This window comes from Peribacillus sp. NPDC097284 (assembly GCF_044761765.1).
Classification (GTDB): domain Bacteria; phylum Bacillota; class Bacilli; order Bacillales; family DSM-1321; genus Peribacillus.
Genome location: NZ_JBIWCZ010000001.1, coordinates 500475 through 520797, shown reverse-complemented (window position 1 = coordinate 520797; position 20323 = coordinate 500475). Strand labels below are relative to the sequence as shown.

23 protein-coding genes and 2 other annotated features are annotated in these 20323 nt (G+C 42.5%); of the genes, 15 read left to right on the top strand and 8 right to left on the bottom strand.

Going from position 1 to position 20323, the window contains the following annotated elements; translation table 11 throughout:
* Window positions 1–105: 105 nt before the first annotated feature.
* Window positions 106–242 (top strand) — a sequence feature (ribosomal protein L20 leader region).
* A 98-nt stretch (window positions 243–340) separates the two neighbouring features.
* The 5 genes from infC to ACIQXU_RS02640 all read left to right on the top strand — a co-directional run bounded on the left by infC (window position 341) and on the right by ACIQXU_RS02640 (window position 2447).
* A complete protein-coding gene (gene infC / locus ACIQXU_RS02660) occupies window positions 341–841 on the top strand; it encodes a translation initiation factor IF-3 (RefSeq protein ID WP_402874439.1) in 501 nt (166 codons plus the stop codon).
* A 34-nt stretch (window positions 842–875) separates the two neighbouring features.
* A complete protein-coding gene (gene rpmI / locus ACIQXU_RS02655; protein ID WP_034309070.1) occupies window positions 876–1076 on the top strand; it encodes a 50S ribosomal protein L35 in 201 nt (66 codons plus the stop codon).
* A gap of 35 nt (window positions 1077–1111) precedes the next feature.
* Window positions 1112–1471: a 50S ribosomal protein L20 gene (gene rplT / locus ACIQXU_RS02650; RefSeq protein ID WP_402874442.1), complete on the top strand. Its 360-nt coding sequence runs from the start codon at window positions 1112–1114 to the stop codon at window positions 1469–1471.
* Window positions 1472–1538: 67 nt separating this feature from the next.
* Window positions 1539–1811, top strand: coding sequence for a DUF1294 domain-containing protein (locus ACIQXU_RS02645; RefSeq protein ID WP_402986577.1), 273 nt, complete (start codon window positions 1539–1541; stop codon window positions 1809–1811).
* A gap of 63 nt (window positions 1812–1874) precedes the next feature.
* Window positions 1875–2447 (top strand): TVP38/TMEM64 family protein, encoded by a 573-nt coding sequence (locus ACIQXU_RS02640; RefSeq protein WP_402874448.1) that lies wholly within the window; start codon window positions 1875–1877, stop codon window positions 2445–2447.
* 37 nt (window positions 2448–2484) lie between these two features.
* On the opposite strand, the gene ACIQXU_RS02635 is transcribed toward ACIQXU_RS02640, so the two are convergent.
* Window positions 2485–2865 (bottom strand): sigma-w pathway protein ysdB, encoded by a 381-nt coding sequence (locus tag ACIQXU_RS02635; protein WP_402874451.1) that lies wholly within the window; start codon window positions 2863–2865, stop codon window positions 2485–2487.
* 106 nt (window positions 2866–2971) lie between these two features.
* On the opposite strand from ACIQXU_RS02635, the gene ACIQXU_RS02630 reads away from it, so the two are divergent.
* Both ACIQXU_RS02630 and ACIQXU_RS02625 read left to right on the top strand, forming a co-directional pair.
* On the top strand, window positions 2972–3460 hold the full coding sequence (locus tag ACIQXU_RS02630) for a dUTP diphosphatase (protein WP_402986574.1): 489 nt from the start codon (window positions 2972–2974) through the stop codon (window positions 3458–3460).
* A gap of 63 nt (window positions 3461–3523) precedes the next feature.
* Window positions 3524–4609, top strand: a complete 1086-nt coding sequence (locus ACIQXU_RS02625) for a M42 family metallopeptidase (protein WP_402986572.1) — start codon at window positions 3524–3526, stop codon at window positions 4607–4609.
* A 54-nt stretch (window positions 4610–4663) separates the two neighbouring features.
* Here ACIQXU_RS02625 and ACIQXU_RS02620 read toward each other — a convergent pair whose 3' ends face one another.
* The 4 genes from ACIQXU_RS02620 to ACIQXU_RS02605 form a co-directional block, all read right to left on the bottom strand.
* A complete protein-coding gene (locus ACIQXU_RS02620) occupies window positions 4664–5365 on the bottom strand; it encodes a LutC/YkgG family protein (RefSeq protein WP_402874456.1) in 702 nt (233 codons plus the stop codon).
* Window positions 5362–6792, bottom strand: a complete 1431-nt coding sequence (locus ACIQXU_RS02615; protein ID WP_402874459.1) for a LutB/LldF family L-lactate oxidation iron-sulfur protein — start codon at window positions 6790–6792, stop codon at window positions 5362–5364. The genes ACIQXU_RS02620 and ACIQXU_RS02615 overlap by 4 nt, the downstream gene beginning before the upstream one ends.
* Before the next feature lie 21 nt (window positions 6793–6813).
* Window positions 6814–7530: a (Fe-S)-binding protein gene (locus tag ACIQXU_RS02610; protein WP_402874462.1), complete on the bottom strand. Its 717-nt coding sequence runs from the start codon at window positions 7528–7530 to the stop codon at window positions 6814–6816.
* 169 nt (window positions 7531–7699) lie between these two features.
* The gene (locus ACIQXU_RS02605) at window positions 7700–8431 is read right to left on the bottom strand and encodes a FadR/GntR family transcriptional regulator (RefSeq protein ID WP_402957697.1); all 732 of its coding nucleotides are present in this window, start codon (window positions 8429–8431) and stop codon (window positions 7700–7702) included.
* Between the two features lie 261 nt (window positions 8432–8692).
* On the opposite strand from ACIQXU_RS02605, the gene ACIQXU_RS02600 reads away from it, so the two are divergent.
* The 3 genes from ACIQXU_RS02600 (at window position 8693) to ACIQXU_RS02590 (ending at window position 12822) form a co-directional block, all read left to right on the top strand.
* On the top strand, window positions 8693–10384 hold the full coding sequence (locus tag ACIQXU_RS02600; protein WP_402986569.1) for an L-lactate permease: 1692 nt from the start codon (window positions 8693–8695) through the stop codon (window positions 10382–10384).
* Window positions 10385–10758: 374 nt separating this feature from the next.
* Window positions 10759–11847, top strand: coding sequence for a YsnF/AvaK domain-containing protein (locus ACIQXU_RS02595; protein ID WP_402986567.1), 1089 nt, complete (start codon window positions 10759–10761; stop codon window positions 11845–11847).
* A gap of 171 nt (window positions 11848–12018) precedes the next feature.
* Complete coding sequence (locus ACIQXU_RS02590) at window positions 12019–12822, top strand: general stress protein (RefSeq protein ID WP_402986565.1); 804 nt, start codon at window positions 12019–12021, stop codon at window positions 12820–12822.
* A gap of 29 nt (window positions 12823–12851) precedes the next feature.
* On the opposite strand, the gene sspI is transcribed toward ACIQXU_RS02590, so the two are convergent.
* Entirely contained in the window at window positions 12852–13061 is a 210-nt protein-coding gene (gene sspI, locus ACIQXU_RS02585) for a small acid-soluble spore protein SspI (RefSeq protein ID WP_402874477.1), read from the bottom strand.
* A gap of 123 nt (window positions 13062–13184) precedes the next feature.
* On the opposite strand from sspI, the gene ACIQXU_RS02580 reads away from it, so the two are divergent.
* From ACIQXU_RS02580 to pheT, 3 genes are all read left to right on the top strand, one after another.
* A complete protein-coding gene (locus tag ACIQXU_RS02580; protein ID WP_402986562.1) occupies window positions 13185–13943 on the top strand; it encodes a TrmH family RNA methyltransferase in 759 nt (252 codons plus the stop codon).
* A gap of 44 nt (window positions 13944–13987) precedes the next feature.
* Window positions 13988–14230, top strand: a binding site (T-box leader).
* 60 nt (window positions 14231–14290) lie between these two features.
* On the top strand, window positions 14291–15331 hold the full coding sequence (gene pheS / locus ACIQXU_RS02575; RefSeq protein WP_402874483.1) for a phenylalanine--tRNA ligase subunit alpha: 1041 nt from the start codon (window positions 14291–14293) through the stop codon (window positions 15329–15331).
* A gap of 28 nt (window positions 15332–15359) precedes the next feature.
* Entirely contained in the window at window positions 15360–17774 is a 2415-nt protein-coding gene (pheT, locus tag ACIQXU_RS02570; RefSeq protein WP_402986560.1) for a phenylalanine--tRNA ligase subunit beta, read from the top strand.
* A gap of 154 nt (window positions 17775–17928) precedes the next feature.
* On the opposite strand, the gene ACIQXU_RS02565 is transcribed toward pheT, so the two are convergent.
* Together ACIQXU_RS02565 and rnhC are read right to left on the bottom strand one after the other, a co-directional pair.
* Window positions 17929–18132, bottom strand: a complete 204-nt coding sequence (locus ACIQXU_RS02565) for a TOBE domain-containing protein (protein ID WP_402874489.1) — start codon at window positions 18130–18132, stop codon at window positions 17929–17931.
* 118 nt (window positions 18133–18250) lie between these two features.
* Window positions 18251–19210: a ribonuclease HIII gene (gene rnhC, locus ACIQXU_RS02560; RefSeq protein ID WP_402986558.1), complete on the bottom strand. Its 960-nt coding sequence runs from the start codon at window positions 19208–19210 to the stop codon at window positions 18251–18253.
* Window positions 19211–19383: 173 nt separating this feature from the next.
* Between rnhC and zapA the strand changes: the two genes are divergently transcribed.
* Window positions 19384–19644 carry a cell division protein ZapA gene (zapA, locus tag ACIQXU_RS02555; protein WP_402874495.1) on the top strand — a complete coding sequence of 87 codons (261 nt, stop codon included), beginning with the start codon at window positions 19384–19386 and terminating at the stop codon, window positions 19642–19644.
* Window positions 19645–19648: 4 nt separating this feature from the next.
* Window positions 19649–20182 (top strand): CvpA family protein, encoded by a 534-nt coding sequence (locus ACIQXU_RS02550; protein WP_402874498.1) that lies wholly within the window; start codon window positions 19649–19651, stop codon window positions 20180–20182.
* The last annotated feature ends 141 nt before the right edge of the window (window positions 20183–20323 follow it).

Sequence of the window (20323 nt, the reverse complement as noted above, 5' to 3'; positions counted from 1 at the left end):
GATAAGATTAATTCTGTTGTGAAAAACGAACGAATTAAAACGAATTAAGTATTTGACAAGTCATCAGTGTTTATGATATATTTCTAAAGTGAATTGAATACGGTTTGAGGAAAGAAGAGGCACCCGCTTCTCACCTGGTTGACGCAAGCAATGCAGTTAACAGGTCATGATTTGATTATTTGGATCTTTCTAAATTAGTCTATCAGTGTGGGTGCTGCATGCATCCACACTTTTTTTATTTTATTATATCCTGTAAGCGAGTTGTGAGCGTGACCTAATTGATTCAAACGTTCGTATTCGCCAATATCTTTGGAGGTGGCTAACTATTAGTAAAGACGCGATGGTAAACGAGGGCATCCGAGCCCGTGAAGTTCGTCTTATTGACCAAAACGGAGAACAACTTGGAATTAAAACGAAATTCGAGGCAATGGAAATAGCCGCTCGTGTAAATCTTGATCTAGTTTTAGTTGCTGCAAATGCAAAGCCTCCGGTAGCCCGGATTATGGACTACGGAAAACACCGCTTCGAGCAGCAAAAGAAAGACAAGGAAGCTCGTAAGAATCAAAAGGTCATCAGTCTGAAAGAGGTTCGCTTGAGCCCGACGATTGAAGAACATGATTTCAATACGAAACTTCGCAACGGAATCAAATTCCTTGAAAAAGGCGATAAAGTAAAAGCTTCTATCCGATTCAAAGGTCGTGCTATCACGCATAAGGAAATCGGTCAACGCGTATTGGTTCGTTTTGCAGATGCATGTAAAGAAGTGGCTACAATCGAGCAACATCCAAAAATGGATGGACGCAGCATGTTCATTATTTTAGCACCAAAAGCCGAAAAGTAATTATTAAGTATTTTGTAATGAGGAGGAATACCTTATGCCTAAAATGAAAACTCACCGCGGTTCAGCTAAACGTTTCAAAAAAACTGGATCCGGTAAACTTAAGCGTTCTAACGCTTACACAAGCCATTTATTTGCTAACAAATCTACTAAGCAAAAGCGTAAGCTTCGCAAAGCTAGCCTTGTAAGCAAAGGTGACTTCAAACGTATTCGTCATATGTTAGATAACATTAAATAAGTTCGATTTATCGAGTTAAATAGGAGGGAAATAACATGCCACGTGTAAAAGGCGGTACTGTTACTCGCAAACGTCGTAAAAAGGTTATAAAATTAGCTAAAGGTTACTATGGCTCGAAACATATTCTTTTCAAAGTAGCTAACCAACAAGTAATGAAGTCAGGAAACTATGCTTTCCGTGACCGTCGTCAGAAAAAACGTGATTTCCGCAAACTTTGGATCACTCGTATCAACGCAGCTGCTCGCATCAACGGACTATCTTATAGCCGTTTAATGCATGGCTTAAAGCTTGCTGGTATCGAAGTGAACCGTAAGATGCTTGCTGATCTTGCTGTAGCTGACGAACAAGCTTTTGCTCAATTAGCAACTGCTGCTAAACAACAATTAGACAAATAAGTCTGACTGATATAAGCCGCTCTCTTTTTTAAGAGGGCGGCTTTTTATATGCAAGGAGGGAAAGAAGATGGAAGCGATATGGTTCGTTCTTGCCTATTTCATCATGGTCAACATCATCGGGTTTGTGCTGATGGGCATCGATAAAAAGAAGGCATGGAAGAGGGAATACCGGATCAGTGAAAAGACACTCTGGACCTGGGCCATCATTGGCGGGGGAACGGGAGCATTCATGGGGATGCGTCATTTCCGCCATAAAACGAAGCACTTCACTTTTAAATGGGGGCTACCTGCTTTAATGGTTATCCAGATTGTGCTATTACTCACCAACATCATTCGTTAGTCATATGTTACTGAAATTGCGTATATGCTTGTAGAAGCAGCAAGAATTAGCTGGAGGGAGAACATGGATGAAAAACTGACACTTTTAATGGGTTACGTTCAATCCGGCAGTGTGTTTGCACCATTAATTTTCATCACTTTCCATTTGTTACGACAGTTTTTATTCATACCTGTGATAGTCGTTTGCATTTCAGGGGGCATTTTATTCGGGGCAGCTTTTGGAACCATCTACTCCATCATCGGTCTGACCCTTGCTAATATGATTTTTTATTTCGTCATTGAAAAGTTTCCTAAAATGCAGGAAAAACTGTTTCGTCTTAAAAATAAGCTATTCGGAAATCGGAAACTTAACAGCCGTCAAATTGCGGTATTGCGGCTCATTCCGTTCATCCATTACTATTTATTATCCCTCTGTCTTTTGGAATCCAATAAAGGATTAAAGAACTACTTTTATTTATCCTTCATGACAAATATCCCCGTTGCCTTCGTCTATACGGTTTTCGGTCATTATATTGCGGATTTCAGCCCGACACTCATCATCATCATTTTATTATCGCTTACCTTATTGCTGTACTTATTGAGGGAAAAGCAGACGGTCGTGCCATGGAAAGAATTTTTTCAATCGCATGAAAAATAAAAGCCTTGAGTGGAAGTCACTCAAGGCCATTGCCATTTTAGTCGGTCAAAAACTCCTTAACCGGACTTTTCCAGTCAATCATGGCATCTGGATATTGTTTTTTTATGGCTCTTTCAATCTTTAAGAAATCATCACGCTTTAAGCCTTTCAAAGCGGAAGTTTTCTTCGGCCAGATGAAAATGGAGATCACCTCAAAGGAACGTTCGGTCGTACCTAAATATTTTTCCCCTTCAAACATCACCCCGTTGTAGGTCAATAAAAAATTCTTGCGGATATTCGATGTATCATCGAGCAAAAAGAACTTTTTCTGTTCGTGTGCAAGTTCCAATTTTCGTTTCGGATTAAATAAATATTTGATTGTCGTGTATATGAAAAAGATGATAAGAGCCAAAAGCAAGATCCGTAGTATTAATACCATCAAGTTTCCTCCTAAACAGAGTGATTCCTTTCTTTTACGTATAGGTTTTTAATAAGTTTCATTTATTTGATATAATTTAAGCATGACTGATGAAAGTAGTGATGAAATGAATATCGAAAAATTGATGGACATGCAGGCTGCCTTGGATGAACATATTGAGAAGAAACATGCATTACATAATGAGGATCTTGTTGAGAGAAAAATTCTGGCTCTATTAGTAGAGCTTGGCGAGCTGGCGAACGAAACAAGATGTTTTAAGTTTTGGAGTCTTAAAGGCCCTTCGGATAAGGATACGGTTTTAGCTGAATATGTGGATGGCATACATTTTATTCTGTCACTTGGCATTGAAAAAGGGTTTATGCCCAAAGTGGAATCAGCTTCCCATCTGAAAGGGGAGGATGTAACTGCGCAATTTATAAAGATTTATGGATCCATCAATGAGTTTCGTGTACAGCAGGAGGAGCCTGCCTTTCAAGCGGTATTTACCGAGTACTTACGCTTAGGGGAGATGCTTGGCTTTTCTGCGGTGGATGTAGAGGCCGCGTATGTCAGTAAGAATGAAGTGAATTATGAACGGCAGAAGAATGGCTATTAATTGTGGGTTATACCCATATTTTGTATAATGAAAGTTGAAGTGTATGAATGAGGAGGAACGGGAATGGTTCAATTAGATGGAACGCTTAAGATGTTGAAAGACTTAACGGATGCAAAAGGGATTGCCGGGAATGAAAGTGAAGTAAGAAAGGTCATGACTGAATACATAACTCCATATGCGGATGAAATTTCCACGGATGGATTGGGTAGTTTGATTGCTAAGAAAACAGGTGAGGAAAATGGGCCGAAGATTGTCGTGACGGGCCATTTGGATGAGGTCGGTTTCATGATTACACGAATCGACGATAAAGGATTTTTACGTTTCCAGCCGGTAGGGGGATGGTGGTCACAGGTCATGCTTGCACAGCGTGTGACGATCGTGACGAGCAAAGGCGATGTGACAGGCATCATCGGGTCAAAACCGCCGCATATCTTAACGGCAGAAGCGAGGAAGAAGCCGGTTGAGATAAAGGATATGTTCATTGATATCGGAGCGACCAGTAAGGAAGAAGCACAGGGGTGGGGAATCAAGCCAGGAGACATGGTGGTGCCTTATTTCGAATTCACGGTCATGAATAATGATAAGATGCTTCTTGCCAAAGCTTGGGACAACCGAATTGGTTGCGCCATCGCGATCGATGTTCTGAAACAATTGAAAGATAGTGAACATCCGAATGTAGTGTATGGAATTGGAGCAGTCCAAGAAGAAGTGGGCCTGCGTGGATCTAAAACATCGGCATTCAAGATCCAGCCGGATATCGGTTTTGCCGTTGATGTAGGGATTGCAGGGGATACACCTGGTGTAAGTGATAAAGAAGCGATGAGTAAAATGGGGAATGGCCCGCAAATCGTCATTTATGATGCATCGATGGTGGCCCATAAAGGATTACGGGATTTCGTTACGAATACAGCTGATGAAATGAACATTCCTTATCAATATGAATCGATTCCAGGCGGTGGAACGGATGCCGGTTCCATTCACCTAACCGCAAATGGTGTACCCGCATTAGCCATTACGATTGCGACGCGCTATATTCATTCCCATGCTGCGATGTTACACCGTGACGATTATGAGAATGCCGTCAAACTCATAGTTGAAGTGATCAAACGCCTCGACCGGGAAACGGTGGACCGGATTATCTATGAATAATCAATGAGATGAAAATGGAGAGCTTCCTACTAAAAGGAGCTCTCCATTTTTTCTTTATTTATCCTCAACGATGATATAGACTGCTTTGATTGGGCCATGAACGCCTACGACCAAATCCATTTCGATGTCAGCGGAATTGCTTGGCCCTGTAATGAAGTTAATACAGGATGGAACAAGCTCACCTTGCTGAACCTTGGACCGGAGTGCCATAGCGGCCTGGGTCATCCTCGGAACGATGCTGCTCTTTGGAATGATGGAAACATGGCAAGCGGGCAAGAAGCTAATCGAGCGGCCATGGTCCTTATCACTATACAGAACGACTGTAGCAGATTCGGCCAGCGTGATTTCACTGAACGTTATGCCGATGTTGGCACGTTCCGCCATTTCAATATTCTTTCTCCCGATTTGATGATCCCAAACATGGACGCCTGTATCATTCAATACATCCATTAATTGATAGTCTGTGAATCTTTGGTCTTTCGGGATGATGACAGGCCCATGTCCAAGTTCTTCCATGACCTGTTGCAAAACATGTGCAGTCTGACTTGAATCCGTAAGATGGACCTGAGTATGAATCCGGGTGCACTGTTCTCGTAATTCCTCGACGAGTTCTTCTTGTGTTGCATGTTTCAAGACTTCCATCTGTGGGGCATGTTTCCATACGGGGCGGGATATGCCTTCCGTAATGGGGGACCTCCCCAAGTTCTTGGCTATCTTCGCTAAAAATGTATCCTCGTTTTGAATGGTTCCGGTCATGATGATTGCCCTCCTTTGTCACGGTTCTTGAACCAATCTCGGAAGCTTTCCTTATTAGGGGCAGGAAATTCACGGCTTTCCGTCCAAGACTTAAGTGGTCCTGGTCCTTTTGAAATAATATCCCCAGTCTTGAAAGGAGACATGGCGGAAGGAGCCATTTTGGATCCGAATTTATAAAGCATCGGGGAGGCAGCGCCAATTCCGAATGCCTTCATCGCCATTTTTTCAGAAAAAGGAGCCATTTTTTCTTTTTCGACAATGACTTCACGATGCTTCCTCAATAGATCATGAAGCGGGATCTTTACTGGACAGGCATCTGTACAGGCTGCACAAAGCGTCGATGCATAAGGCAATTCCTTATAATCTTCATATCCACCAAGAAGAGGGGAAAGTACCGCCCCGATTGGACCTGGATAAATCGAACCGTAGGAATGACCGCCAACCTGACGATAGACCGGACAAACATTAATACATGCGGCACAGCGAATGCATTGGAGTACCGATTGAAATTCAGTTCCTAAAATCTTGGAACGTCCATTATCCACGATGACAAGGTGAAATTCCTCGGGGCCATCAATATCGCCTTCATCTCTTGGTCCGGTAAGGGCGGTAATGTAACTGGTCAATCTTTGGCCGACCGCACTCCTCGTCAATAAACTGACAAGGATTTCAAATTCATCGAACGTCGGCACGAGACGTTCCATCCCCATCACCGTAATCTGGGTTTTTGGAAGGGCCGTCACTAAATCTGCGTTGCCTTCGTTCGTTACCAAACCGATGGAGCCCGTTTCAGCAACCGCAAAGTTACAGCCAGTAATTCCAATATCGGCACTCAGGAACTCTTTCCTCAGGATTCCCCGGACATGGTCCGTCAGCTCTTCAGGCTTTTCAGTTTTCGTATAGGCGAGCTTTTCTTTGAAAACGTCTCTAATTTGTTCTTTGTTCTTATGAAGCGCTGGTGCCACGATATGTGACGGAGGGTCATTGTTATCAAGCTGCAGGATATATTCTCCTAGGTCCGTTTCAATGACATCGACTCCCGCTGATTCTAGTGTTGCGTTCAGGTTAATTTCTTCCGTGACCATGGATTTCGACTTCACGACTTTTTTTGCGTTCTTTTTTTCGATGACGTCCTTAACATACCCACTAGCTTCTTCCGCCGTTTCCGCAAAAAAGACATGACCGCCCCTTTTGGATACATTTTCGGCAAGCTGATGTAAATAAAAATCAAGGTTGCTTAGTACATGTTGGCGGATTTCTTCCCCAAGGGAGCGCCATTCCTCCCAGTTTCCCAATTCGTCAACGGCCGTTAGGCGGCGTCCATGTAAACGTTCTTGGGCACTCGAAACGGCCAATCGCATAAAGTCATTCTGTATTCCTTCGTCCACCCGGTCTTTAAACTTGGCAGAACTCGTTTTCATAGACATCGTTTTGCCTCCTCGGTTTCTTTAAATGCTATTTAATACTTCCGCAATATGTAAAACCTTGATGGGTTGCCCTTTACGTTGGATACGGCCTCCGATATTCATTAAGCAACCAGCGTCTCCGCCGATAAGAAAGTCGGCTCCGGTATCTTCCACATTACAAGCCTTTTCCTCTACCATTTGTCCGGAAATGTCTCCCATCTTGACTGAAAAGGTCCCCCCAAAGCCACAACAGTTTTGGGCGTCCGGAAGCGGTGTCATTTCCAGTCCCTTAACATGGCTCAATAAAATGGCAGGAGCTTCTTTCACTTTGAGCAATCGAGTCATATGGCATGATGTATGATAGGTCGCTTTACCTTCAAGCTTAGCACCGACATCCGTCACCTTTAGTACATCCACGATGAATTGAGTCAGTTCATATGTTTTTTCTGCCAATGCAACAGCTTTCTTTTCCCAAACCGGATCTCCTTTAAAAAGAACCGGGTACTCTTTGAACATAGCTGCACAGGAACCAGAAGGGGTGACAATATATTGTGCATCCTCAAATGTATGGATCATCTTTTTCATTGCTTCTTTTGAATCCTTTGTATAGCCACTATTATAAGCCGGTTGTCCACAGCAAATCTGTGATTCCGGAAAGTCAATTTCACAACCAAGTCTTTCGAGCAGTTCCACCGTCGCTTTTCCGACATTGGATTGAAATAAATCCACTAAACATGTGGCGAATAAAGTCACTTTCATAAATTTTCCCCCTTTTTCAAATGAGTTAACAGGTCATCTGATGACTAAAATATAAAAAAAGGAAATGGTTGAATAACTTGCCATTTTCCCTAGAAACATGGAATCTTTTTCAGAATAATATATCAAATTCTGTATAATTTGTATAGTTCATTTTTAGAAATCGTGCGTATTATTGATTTTTCTCACTGGTTTGGAGGATGAATTTATCAAAAGATTCCTCGACATTTTGCAAATGGAAAAGCATGGCATGGCGGGCGCCGGCTTCGTCCTTGTCGACGATTGCTTGGTAAATTTGGGTATGTTGCTGATAAAGCCGTTTAAGGGACATTTCTTCAGAATAGAGAGCAAGACGTCGAATGTCACGCATCTTTTCGGTCATCATCACTGACACCTGGCTCATCAATGTAATGAGCAACTCATTTTTAGAAGCGTTCGCAATGGTCACGTGAAAGCCTATATCAGCTCTATCACTCAATGCTTCATCGTCGGCTACCTTTAGCATTTCCGCAAGCTTCGTCTCCATTTCGGCAATGTCCTCAGCGGTCCGCTTTTTCGCGGCTAACTCGGCAGTTCCAGATTCAAGTATTTTTCGGACTTCCAGTAAATCTTTAATATTTTCTTTATCCATCAACAGAGCTGTAGTCAATGGGTAGTTCATGATGCTAGGGTCGAAAGTTTTCACGAATGTTCCTTCGCCCTGCTTAATTTCAATGAGCCCCATCGAGCTAAGGGCACTTAATGCTTCACGAATGGCCGGGCGGCCGACCTGGAAATTTTCCGCAAGCTGTTGAATGGAATCTAATTTATCGCCCGGTTTCAAAGTACCGGAACGAATCATTTCATACAGTTCATCACTGACTTCTTCATAAATTTTCTTTGGTTTGATTTTTTTGTAGGTCAAGTAGGAACACCCCGATTTTCTTTGCTTTTTCTAGTTATCTTTATTATATAACACATTGTTGGTTTCTCATCTGTCGATAAGGAAATATGATCAAAAAAGAAAAAAACCTTGATTTTCCATTTCTAATCATTTACCTTAAATAAATAATCATCAAGTCATCTGATGACTTCCAGCAATATGAAGAAATATATATATGAAAGGGTTTTCATTGAATATAAATATCTGAAAGTTTGAAAAATATAGTGAATGGAGTCGAAACGAATGACATGGACACAGAACTTTACACCGATTCTTGATAATCTGGTACTATCATCTCTAGTAGCGCTTATACCCATTTTGTACTTTTTCTGGGCTCTTACCATCAAACGGATGAAAGGATACCTAGCGGGTTTGACGACCTTGCTTGTTGCTTTTGTAACTGCCGTTTTCGCGTATGGGATGCCGGCAGGAAAAGTCGTGATGTCAGCTTCTCAAGGGGCCGTTTACGGACTGTTGCCTATCGGATGGATCATCATCACATCCGTATTCTTGTACAAGATGACTGTGAAAAGTGGGCAATTTGACATTATCCGATCTTCTGTCCTGTCCTTGACGGAAGATCGCCGCCTTCAAGCTTTATTGGTGGCATTCTCATTCGGGGCCTTTTTAGAAGGGGCGGCTGGATTTGGTGCACCAGTGGCCATTTCTGCAGCTCTTCTGGTGGGACTTGGATTTAATCCGCTATATGCAGCGGGAATCTGTTTAATCGCCAATACGGCACCTGTTGCATTCGGTGCGGTAGGGATTCCGATTATTGCGATGGAAGGACCTACTGGTATTGCGGCTATGGAAATATCCAAAATGGTCGGTCGCCAGTTACCTTTCTTGTCGGCTTTCATCCCACTATATCTCATCATGATCATGTCTGGATGGAAACGGACGATTGAAGTGTTGCCGGCTGTCATCGTTTCCGGTCTATCTTTTGCTATTACCCAATATGTAAGTTCGAATTTCCTTGGACCTGAATTACCGGATATTCTTTCTGCATTAGTATCATTGTTTGCCTTAGCCATCTTCCTGAAATTCTGGAAGCCAAAAACGATTTTTCGATTCAAGTCGGAAGAAACGGCAGCAGCTGTTGAAGAATTTGCTTCCGAACAAGAACCAGAGAAAAAGTATACGAAATGGCAGATATTCCATGCGTGGTCCCCATTCCTTCTGTTGACGGGTTTCATTTCCATTTGGGGATTGAATCCAATAAAGCCGGCATTATCCGGTCATTATGAGGGAACGAATGCCATTTTAAAAGGAATTAATGAAATTGGTAAACTATTAACTTTCCAAATTGAAGTGCCTGGTTTGCATAATGAAATTATTGGTAGCAATGGCCTGCCCATTGCAGCTTTTTATAAAATCGAACTGCTCGGTACAGCAGGAACGGCCATTTTACTGGCGGCCATTGTGACAAAGTTCATCGTACATATGTCTTCAAAAGTATTCTTGGATACATTTGTGGAAGCCATGAAAGAATTAGCCAAGCCAATCTTGATGATCTCCTCTGTCGTTGCTTTCGCTTATGTGACGAATTCTTCGGGGATGTCGACGACCTTGGGAATGACACTTGCAAAGACCGGAGACTTCTTCCCGTTTTTCGCACCGGTCCTTGGCTGGTTAGGTGTGTTCATTACAGGTTCGGATACATCTGCCAATCTATTATTTGGCGGCCTGCAAAAAGTTACCGCTTTAAAGATTGGAATGGAGCCGGTATTGGCGCTCGCGGCGAATTCCTCCGGGGGTGTAACCGGAAAGATGATTTCCCCTCAGTCGATTGCCATCGCTTGTGCGGCTGTCGGACTGGCTGGTAGGGAGTCCGAATTATTGAGATTCACCCTCAAGCATAGTTTGTTCTTATTGCTTCTTGTATGTATTATCACGTTCTTGCAAAATGGCATCCTTTCTTGGATGATTCCATAATGAGAGTAAAACCCCCTCCTGCTTTAAGGATAATCTTAAACAGGAGGGGGTTTTTTTGTTTCTAAAATTCTAGTTGGGGAGATTTGGAGACACTTCTTTAGTAGGTAGGACGCCTATATATAGAAGAAAGCGAATCTATTGAGTTTATGAAAACTAGTAAAATGGGGTATTGATTCTAAACATTACATTTATATAATGCTTGCATCCCTAGTCCAGATGGGGTCTGGAGGGAAAAGGCATTCGTTTTTGAGAACGTAATGTAATGTTATAACACAAATGTAATATGGCTTATTCGTTTAGTTCGCATACTAACGGGTACATTCTAAATATACCAACTACCAAATACATCGATAAAATACGAGGAGGAATTTAATATGAATAAGACAGTTTATGGAGTATATGAATCTAATGCAGAAGTGATCCAAGCAATCAATGCACTTAAAGCGAAAGGCTATGAAGGGGAAGATATAACGGTTGTAGCAGACAAAGAAGAAACACTGGACTTTACGAATCAACAAAGGGAAACGGATGTCCATACCATTACGAATGCATCACATGATGATAGCTTTATGGACAAGGTGGCACGCTTCTTCATGCCAGATGAGCATGCGAACCTTTCAACGAAACTAGCGGATGCAGGGCTTTCTAATAGTGAAGCAGCTGAATATGTGTATGATGTAGAACGAGGAAAAGTGTTGGTTTTAGTTGAAGAAGGCAAAGGTCATCTAACTGCACCAAGAGATTCATTCAAGGCTGGAACAGAAGGAAGCACCCGTCCGGTTGGAAAGACGTTGGATAGCAACTCGGAAAACCCGCGTTTCAACGGAACCAACGGAACTGTACAGAATGGTTTAGTGAACGATAAGGATACTTCTGTCATGAATGGCCGTGGTCGTGGAACGACAGAAGATGAAAAAACGATTCGACTACGTGAAGAACAGTTGAATATTGATAAAGAAAGAGTTCAGGCAGGCGAAGTCGTCATCGATAAAGAAGTGAAGGAACAGCAAAAAACCATTAATGTTCCGGTTGAGCACGAAGAAGTAACGATTGAACGTCGGCCTGTTACAGGTAGAGAAAGCGGACTGGAAGCAGGAAGCATTAAAGATGGGGAAACTGTAAGAATTCCAGTTGTTGAGGAAAAATTGGAAGTGACCAAAAAACCGGTGGTCACTGATGAAATTGTCATCAAGAAACAAGTGGTACAAGACACTGAACAAGTTCAGGATACTCTTAAAAAAGAAGATATCCAGCTTGATAGTAGTGATTCATCCATCGTACGTGAAAAAAATCTAGGTGAAACGACCAAGAGAGATGCTTTAAATAAAACAGATTCAGTGAAGAATCGCGATTCTCTCAATACCGGAAGAGTCAATACTGGGGTCAATACCGGAGTAGGGCATGACCCATTGGAAGAAAAGAGAAATGTGAAAACCCTTGAAGAACAACAAAAACTTCGTTAAGGGAATAATAGAGAATGACCTGCCGTTTACGAGACGGCAGGTCTTTTTTTTAGGTGCATGACGAGTGGAATTAAATCCTTATCGACTGGCCAGAGCCTGATTTTTGTTTAATTTTGGATGGTAAGGGTATAACAAGATTAAATAGTAATGCTACAAAAGGAGGAATAATTCATGGGAAAAACATTGCATGGTGTTTATGATTCTAGTTCCGAAGCAAACAAGGAAATCCAGGCGCTTCATTTAAAAGGATGGGATAGTGAGAAAATCACCGTAATCGCGAATAAAAAAGAAGATGTGGCTTTTGTGAACAATAGCCAGAATGAGGACGTCGATATTATCACGAACCAGGATGATGATTCATTCGTAGAAAAAGTGAAACACTTCTTCTTGAATGAAGGATCCGGTGATATCAGAAATCGTTTAGGGAATCTGGGTTTAGCCGATAGTGAAGCCACGGCTTATATAAATGAAGTTGAAGCCGGGAAGTTCTTGATTCTTCTTGACGACGAGACCCCAATAGAGACCGAAGATCATATTACCTCCCAAGAGAATAACCCACTTAAAACCGGTATCGTGAATAATCCGGATCCGAATCTTTTCCCTGAAACGACGGCGAATGCCTATCAAGCAAGTGAAGTAGAGGCACAGCCAGGTAAAGGCGAAGAACTTCATGGGAATTCAACCAACATCTATGATAATCAAGAGATGGGATCGAAACGGGCACAGGAGAAAGAGATGAAGTCGAATTCCACGGAGCAGTATAAGAAACCAAGACCAGAGGATTATGAGGGAACGATAGCGAGGGATCCCCATGTGGATCCCTTTTCCGCTGATACCAAAAATTCTCTGAATGTAGGTGACACACTAAATCAAAACACCGCTCCCCGTGACGGAAAGGTGCCTCAAGATAGTGATGAGAACCCTGACTTAACGGATAAATACATTAAAAATCGTATTAACACCGATCGCTTATAAGCCGAAAAAATAACAGCCGATGATGGCTGTTATTTTTTTAATCCAGATTCAAGAGCCGTAATCATTTCCTGCTTTTCCTGTTCGGATGAATTTTCCCAGATGACCTCGAATAATACGCCAAGACCTGGTAGCATTTTTTCCTCACCATTTTGAATCGCATCGACTATCGTATCCTCTAGCTGTTCTTGCGTATTTCCGGATACATTCTGAATAATGGCATTGCGTAAATTTAAATTCATGATTTTTCCTCCTCTAACACATAATGACTCACATAACTAGCATTTCACAAACAGGCATTCAATATGTATACGAATTACGTTATAATAGGATAATTAGCGTGAAATATTAAAGGAGCGTTTACCTTGAAATATATTGAGTCTGTAAAAAACCCTCAGGTGAAGCAGTGGAAAAAATTATTGACCAAAAAAGAACGGGATAAAACCGGTACGTATTTAGTAGAAGGTTTTCATCTTGTTGAAGAAGCATTGAAGGCAGAAATCGTCATGGAAGTAATCGTAAATGAAGAAACAGAAATGCCGGCCCATTTTTCGCTTGAAGGCACGGATGTCATCTATGTGAAAACTGATATCATGAAGGCGATTTGCGATACGGAGAGCCCACAAGGAATAGCCGCTGTCTGTGAACAGAAAACCATGAGCATGTCTTCCATCAATCCGGACAAACTACTGTTGATCGATGCGGTGCAAGATCCAGGCAATATCGGCACGATGATCCGGACAGCTGATGCAGCCGGAATCGATGCTGTCATTCTAGGAGAAGGGTGTGCCGATTTGTATAATCCGAAAGTGGTCCGTTCCACGCAGGGAAGCCTGTTTCATATGCCGGTGGTTAAAGGGAATCTTTCCGAGATCATTGATGAACTGAAGCAACAAGGCATGCCGGTTTATGGCACGGCCTTAGAAGGTGGCTCGCCCTTTGAAGAGGTGGAAAGGTCTTCGCGATTTGCACTGCTCGTCGGTAATGAAGGCCAAGGAGTTTCCAAGGAATTATTGGCGAAAACGACGAAAAATCTTTATATTCCGATTTACGGGAAAAGTGAATCACTGAATGTCGGGATCGCGGCCGGTATTTTAATGTACTATTTAAGAAAATCAATTTGAAACGGCCGTTCATTTATAATATAATGAAACAGAATTTTATAATGAAAACAACAATGACAAAGAGTAGTAACTTAAGACATCCATAACCAGGGAAAAAATGCCGTGACTGAAAGCATTTTTATGGCACTGCTTAAGGGAATTCACCTTTCGAGTTGGCATTGGGAAGACAGAGTGTCTGAAAAATGTTCCGGTGAAGAGCCGTTATTTTTTATGAGTGAGTGCTTCATGCTTTTTAGCAGATAGCACTAATAAGGGTGGTACCGCGATACATAAACCTCGTCCCTTTCTGGGAGTGGGGTTTTTTTGTGTTCATTTTTATAAAAGGAAAACTAAAGGAGGAAGACATGATGCAGGAACGTTTACTAGAACTGCAGGAAGAAGCGTTGCAAAAAGTTGCCGCAGCTTCCGAACTAAAAGAACTGAATGAAGTCCGTGTTGCTTATTTAGGGAAAAAAGGGCCGATTACAGAGGTATTACGCGGAATGGGGAAATTATCAGCTGAGGAACGTCCGAAAATCGGAGCGCTAGCTAATGAGGTCCGTGGAGCCATCGCGTCGAAAATCGAGGAAAAACAAGCGGCATTAGAAACAGCTGCCGTTAATAAGAAGCTTGCAACAGAAACGATTGACGTGACATTACCAGGCCGTCCGGTTAAGAAAGGAAATCTTCATCCGTTAACACGGGTCGTCGAGGAAATTGAAGACCTATTCATCGGTATGGGATACACAGTGGCTGAAGGTCCTGAAGTCGAAACGGACTATTACAACTTTGAGGCATTGAACTTGCCGAAGAGCCATCCAGCACGTGATATGCAAGATTCATTCTACATAACGGATGAGATTTTGATGCGTACCCACACGTCTCCAGTACAAGCAAGAACGATGGAAAAACATAAAGGCCAAGGTCCGGTTAAAATCATTTGTCCAGGTAAAGTGTATCGTCGTGATAATGATGACGCAACGCACTCGCATCAATTCCAGCAAATTGAAGGCTTGGTCATCGATGAAAACATCAGCATGAGCGACCTGAAAGGAACACTTGATGTATTTGCTAAGAAAGTATTCGGCCAAGACCGGGAAATCCGTCTTCGTCCAAGTTTCTTCCCTTTCACGGAGCCATCAGTAGAGGTGGATATCTCATGTAAAATCTGTGGCGGTAAAGGTTGTAATGTATGTAAACAAACAGGATGGATCGAAGTGCTGGGTGGAGGAATCGTTCATCCGAATGTCCTTGAAATGGCTGGATTCGATTCGAAGAAATACTCCGGATTCGCTTTTGGAATCGGTGTAGAACGGATCGCGATGCTAAAATACGGCGTGGATGATATCCGTCACTTCTATACAAACGATGTTCGTTTCTTAAAACAATTCCATCATCATGAAGCATAAATTTTAATTTTAAAGAGGAGGACCTACCATGTTTGTATCATATAAATGGTTGCAGGAATATGTAGACCTTTCCGGCATCAATGCAACTGAGCTTGCGGATAAAATCACGAAGAGCGGCATTGAGGTTGAAGGGGTAGAAAAGAAAAGTGAAGGGCTTAAAGGGATTGTCATCGGACACGTACTAGAACGCGAACAGCATCCGAATGCCGATAAACTGAATAAATGCCTGGTTGATATTGGAGCGGAGGCCCCTGTACAAATCGTCTGTGGAGCCCCAAACGTGGATAAAGGCCAAAAAGTAGCCGTAGCGACTGTTGGCGCTGTACTTCCAGGTAACTTTAAAATCAAGAAAGCCAAGCTTCGTGGAGAAGAATCTCACGGAATGATTTGCTCGCTTCAAGAATTAGGTTTCGAATCCAAGATTGTATCTAAAGATTATGCAACAGGCATTTTTGTATTCCCTAATGATGTGGAAGTTGGCAAAGATGCACTAGAAGAACTTGGTTTAAGCGATGAAGTGCTGGAACTTGGTTTAACGCCAAACCGATCAGATGCTTTAAGCATGCTGGGTGTTGCTTATGAAGTCGGAGCCATTCTTGGTCGTGATGTGAAATGGCCAGTCATCGAAAAAGAAGAAGCAACGGAAAAAGCCACTGATTATATTAACATCAAAGTGGAAGTAAAAGAAGATAATCCATTATACATCGCTAAAATCATCAAGGACGTAAAAGTAGGTCCATCTCCACTCTGGATGCAGACCCGCCTTATGTCAGCAGGCATTCGTCCGCATAACAACGTGGTCGATATTACGAATTACATTTTACTTGAATATGGTCAGCCACTACATGCCTTTGATTATGATCGTTTGGGTTCAAAGGAAATTGTCATCCGTAAAGCGAACGAAGCCGAAAAGATCGTTACTTTGGATGAAACGGAACGTACATTATCGCCAGATCATCTGGTCATCACGAACGGCACCGAGCCAGTTGCGATTGCAGGAGTAATGGGCGGGGCAAACTCAGAAGTGAAGAATGATACAACGACCGTCATTATCGAAAGTGCTTATTTTGCCGGGACGGTTGTACGTAAAGCTTCGAAAGATCATGGATTACGTAGTGAAGCAAGTGCCCGTTTTGAAAAAGGCGTCGATCCAGCTCGCGTGCGTGAAGCTGGAGAACGTGCAGCTCAATTGATTGCACAATATGCAGGCGGAACGATTCTACAAGGAACGGCAGAGGTTGATGAACTGATAATGGAGCCAGCTGTCATTAGCATTACCCTTGAAAAAATCAATACGCTTCTTGGCACGGATATGTCTGTCGCTGAAGTGGAATCCATCTTCAAACGTCTTCAATTTGGAGTGGCTCTGGACAATGAAACGTTCACGATCACCGTTCCTACACGCCGTGGAGATATTACGATTGAAGCGGATTTAGTGGAAGAAGCTGCCCGTCTTTATGGATATGACAACATTCCAGCAACATTGCCGGTTGGTGCCGCGACTCCTGGCCAATTGACGGATTATCAAATGAAACGTCGTAAAGTCCGCCGTACCCTTGAAGGAGCAGGACTGTATCAAGCGGTTACGTATTCGTTGACAAGCGAGGACAAAGCGGCTCAATTTGCATTGAACGCCCGTGATTCCATCCGTTTGGCCATGCCGATGAGTGAAGAACGGAGCCAGTTGCGTTTAAGCATCGTTCCACAATTATTAGAAGTCGTGAAATATAATAATGCTCGCCAGCTTGACTCACTTGCTCTATATGAAATTGGTTCTGTCTTCTTCAAAAAAGACAATCAAGAGCTTCCTGAAGAGAAAGAGCATGTAGCTGGAGTTATTACAGGACTATGGGAATCTCAACCTTGGCAAGGCGAAAAGAAATCGGTTGATTTCTATGTAGCAAAAGGCGTGATCGAAGCAATTTTCGATACGCTGGGGTTAACTGATCAAATCAGCTATCGCCAAGCGGAAATCAAAGATATGCATCCAGGACGGACAGCGGAAGTACTGTTGCATGGTGAGGTAATCGGCTTCATCGGCCAAGTGCATCCAACCGTTCAGAAGGATTTGGATATAAAGGAAACGTACATCTTCGAACTTTCATTCAAAGCTATGGCTGAAGCGGAAGTGGCGCCGATTGCATATCAAACGATCCCACGCTATCCATCGACCACACGCGATATCGCGTTAGTAGTCGAGCAAGCAGCGAAAGCCGGCGACATCCAAAATATTATTTTGGAAGCGGGTGGCAAGTTATTGAAAGAAGTCAGCATCTTTGACTTATACGAAGGCGAAAAAATGGAAGAAGGCAAGAAATCCATCGCTTTCTCATTGAAATACTTCGATCCGGAACGTACATTGACGGACGAGGATATCACCAAAGCGCATGAAAAAGTGCTTGCAGCGGTTAAAGAAAAAGCCGGAGCAGAATTACGAGGATAAATCGCATCAAAAAAGGCAGCCTCCTGACATTTCAGGAGGCTATTTTTCTGGGTGTAACGCCTCCGTTTGATAGCATGCAAATTTAAAAGAAGACTCTCACTCACTTCTCTAGAATGAAAGGTGGGTGAGAGTCTTCTATTAGGATATGTATCAGTTACTTTGCAATCATGATGGAACTTGCTTTGATGATTGCTGTCGCCTGATCATCCACTTTTAGATCCATCGATTCTGCAGAAGCCGTTGTAATGCTGGATACGATGTCTACACCATTGATACTCATGGTTATTTCCGTTGAAATAGGTCCTGTTTTAACTTCAGTGATTCTTCCACTTAATTGGTTTCTTGCTGATAATTGCATGAAGACCGCCTCCTAATAATATGTACTTTCTTATAGTCGACAAGATCTTCTGAATACATTCATCTTACTATCATAAGAAGCTAGCCCAAAAAGGCATTTACGTTTCCGATTCCCGTTCTCATTTCCCGTATTTCTTGTGATATATTTTTTTTGCTTTTTCCGTATTTGCAAAATGTGTTTTCGTAAAGTCATTCAAGGCGTCGATCCCTTTTTCATGGATTAAGCGTGCCGCTGCCTCGTCGACGGCAAAGCCTGCTCCTTTGGGGATTCTAAAACCGGCCTTTTCGCTCAATAGGTCAAAGCGTTTCACAAATGCGTAACGAGCCAGAATCGAAGCGGCCGCAACGGAAAGATGAATGCCTTCCGCTTTCGTGCATAAATAGGTAGCGTTAGCCTGAAAGGGCTCCTGGCCTTTCAAATAATTGAAAAATACATTTGGCTGGGCGAATTGATCTATCAGGACCGCCTCCGCTTGCTCTGGCTGTATTTTTTGAATAAGGTGCTTGATGGCTTGATTATGGAGGAGTGCTTTAATCTTTCCTTGAGACATCCCTTTTGCCTGAAGCATATTGTATTTCGGATTATCACACGTCAACAGGCTAAATGGGACAACATCCTTGATTTGTTTAGCAATTTCGATGATTTGTGGATCTTTCAGGTTTTTTGAATCTTGAACACCGAGTTCTTTCAATAAAAGTAGCTGTTCTTTTTTTGCATAAGCAGCAACGACGGTGATGGGGCCAAAATAATCGCCGGTCCCGACTTCATCAGAACCAATAACCGACATCGTGGCAATGTTGGCCGGTGGCAAATAACGATGAACTTTGACTGTGGTAGTGGAAGAAGAGTCCGGCTTCTTCTTCGGTGCTACTGCATCCTTTTGCCATTTTGCAGCTTCCAATTCTGCATTTTTTCCCTGAAACAGGACCTTTCCGGATTTATAACCGGTTACGGTACAGAGCGGGGGCTTGGCTGAAAATATACTCCCAGGTGGAAGCTTTGCAACTGAGCTATTCATATAATGGGCTTTCATTGCTTGGATTTGGACAGGACTTGTAAGTAATACAACATGGGACATAATTAATGGACTCCTCGCTCAATTTGATTTATTAAGGGATCATTCATACTAAAGGAATTTATAACTGACAAATTATTGCAATTTTTATGCGAGAAATGACGATGTACTCTCTTTCATGACGAAAAAGTTCATGATATGATAGAAATAGGATTGTTTAGATTGGAGGCATCATTTTGTCAGACGATAAACGAAATAAAACGACAGTTGACATATACGGACAACCATATACAATCGTCGGTACGGAAAGCGCGAGTCATATGCGCCTAGTTGCTTCGATGGTCGACGAGAAAATGAGAGAAATCAGTATGAAAAACCCACATTTGGATACGAGTAAGCTTGCGGTACTGACCGCAGTGAACACGATCCACGAATATATTAAATTAAAAGATGAACTGGACCAGCTTCAACTGGAATTAAAGAGAGAGAAGGACTGAGTACATGCTTGATTTAGCAATTCTGGCCATTCTTTTAATCGGTGTATTAATCGGTTTGAAGCGTGGCTTTATTTTACAACTGGTTCATATGACAGGTTTTATCGTAGCCTTCATTATTGCCTATGTCTTCTATGGGGATCTTGCCCCCAACTTGAAAATGTGGATTCCATTCCCTTCCATAGGTGATTCTTCGACGCTTAATATGTTTTTCGAATCGGTTGGGCTTGAGACGGCTTATTACAATGCCATCGCCTTTGCCATCGTGTTCTTTGCCACTAAGATTCTTTGGCAAATGCTTGGATCAATGCTCAATTTCATCACCTACCTGCCGATCCTAAAACAGTTGAATCGTTGGGGAGGCGCGATATTGGGATTTGCCGAAGTCTATCTTATCATGTTTATTATATTATACATAGGTGCCTTGCTGCCAATGGATTCCATCCAGGAACCGCTTACCGGCTCCTTCCTGGCAGAATCAATCGTGAAACATACTCCGTTCCTATCCGAACAGGTGGAAGACCTTTGGTTTAATAAGTAAATTCATAAGCGCATTAAATTGGGGTCCATTACCTTTCAAAGTTGTAAACCGTCATCTTTGGAAGGGCGGGCCCTTTTCTGTGGATCAGCCTGGAATTACCTAATCGTTGATTCGTATAAGTAATAATCGAACGGCTTGTAC

Coding starts and splice junctions, on each gene's coding strand:
- pheS (WP_402874483.1), top strand. CDS start 14,291: ATGCAGGAACGTTTACTAGAACTGCAGGAAGAAGCGTTGCAAAAAGTT.
- ACIQXU_RS02610 (WP_402874462.1), bottom strand. CDS start 7,530: ATGAAAGTGACTTTATTCGCCACATGTTTAGTGGATTTATTTCAATCC.
- ACIQXU_RS02595 (WP_402986567.1), top strand. CDS start 10,759: ATGAATAAGACAGTTTATGGAGTATATGAATCTAATGCAGAAGTGATC.
- rplT (WP_402874442.1), top strand. CDS start 1,112: ATGCCACGTGTAAAAGGCGGTACTGTTACTCGCAAACGTCGTAAAAAG.
- ACIQXU_RS02600 (WP_402986569.1), top strand. CDS start 8,693: ATGACATGGACACAGAACTTTACACCGATTCTTGATAATCTGGTACTA.
- ACIQXU_RS02620 (WP_402874456.1), bottom strand. CDS start 5,365: ATGACCGGAACCATTCAAAACGAGGATACATTTTTAGCGAAGATAGCC.
- sspI (WP_402874477.1), bottom strand. CDS start 13,061: ATGAATTTAAATTTACGCAATGCCATTATTCAGAATGTATCCGGAAAT.
- rpmI (WP_034309070.1), top strand. CDS start 876: ATGCCTAAAATGAAAACTCACCGCGGTTCAGCTAAACGTTTCAAAAAA.
- ACIQXU_RS02635 (WP_402874451.1), bottom strand. CDS start 2,865: ATGGTATTAATACTACGGATCTTGCTTTTGGCTCTTATCATCTTTTTC.
- ACIQXU_RS02625 (WP_402986572.1), top strand. CDS start 3,524: ATGGTTCAATTAGATGGAACGCTTAAGATGTTGAAAGACTTAACGGAT.
- ACIQXU_RS02565 (WP_402874489.1), bottom strand. CDS start 18,132: ATGCAATTATCAGCAAGAAACCAATTAAGTGGAAGAATCACTGAAGTT.
- ACIQXU_RS02615 (WP_402874459.1), bottom strand. CDS start 6,792: ATGTCTATGAAAACGAGTTCTGCCAAGTTTAAAGACCGGGTGGACGAA.
- ACIQXU_RS02590 (WP_402986565.1), top strand. CDS start 12,019: ATGGGAAAAACATTGCATGGTGTTTATGATTCTAGTTCCGAAGCAAAC.
- ACIQXU_RS02645 (WP_402986577.1), top strand. CDS start 1,539: ATGGAAGCGATATGGTTCGTTCTTGCCTATTTCATCATGGTCAACATC.
- ACIQXU_RS02640 (WP_402874448.1), top strand. CDS start 1,875: ATGGATGAAAAACTGACACTTTTAATGGGTTACGTTCAATCCGGCAGT.
- infC (WP_402874439.1), top strand. CDS start 341: ATGGTAAACGAGGGCATCCGAGCCCGTGAAGTTCGTCTTATTGACCAA.
- rnhC (WP_402986558.1), bottom strand. CDS start 19,210: ATGTCCCATGTTGTATTACTTACAAGTCCTGTCCAAATCCAAGCAATG.
- ACIQXU_RS02550 (WP_402874498.1), top strand. CDS start 19,649: ATGCTTGATTTAGCAATTCTGGCCATTCTTTTAATCGGTGTATTAATC.
- ACIQXU_RS02630 (WP_402986574.1), top strand. CDS start 2,972: ATGAATATCGAAAAATTGATGGACATGCAGGCTGCCTTGGATGAACAT.
- pheT (WP_402986560.1), top strand. CDS start 15,360: ATGTTTGTATCATATAAATGGTTGCAGGAATATGTAGACCTTTCCGGC.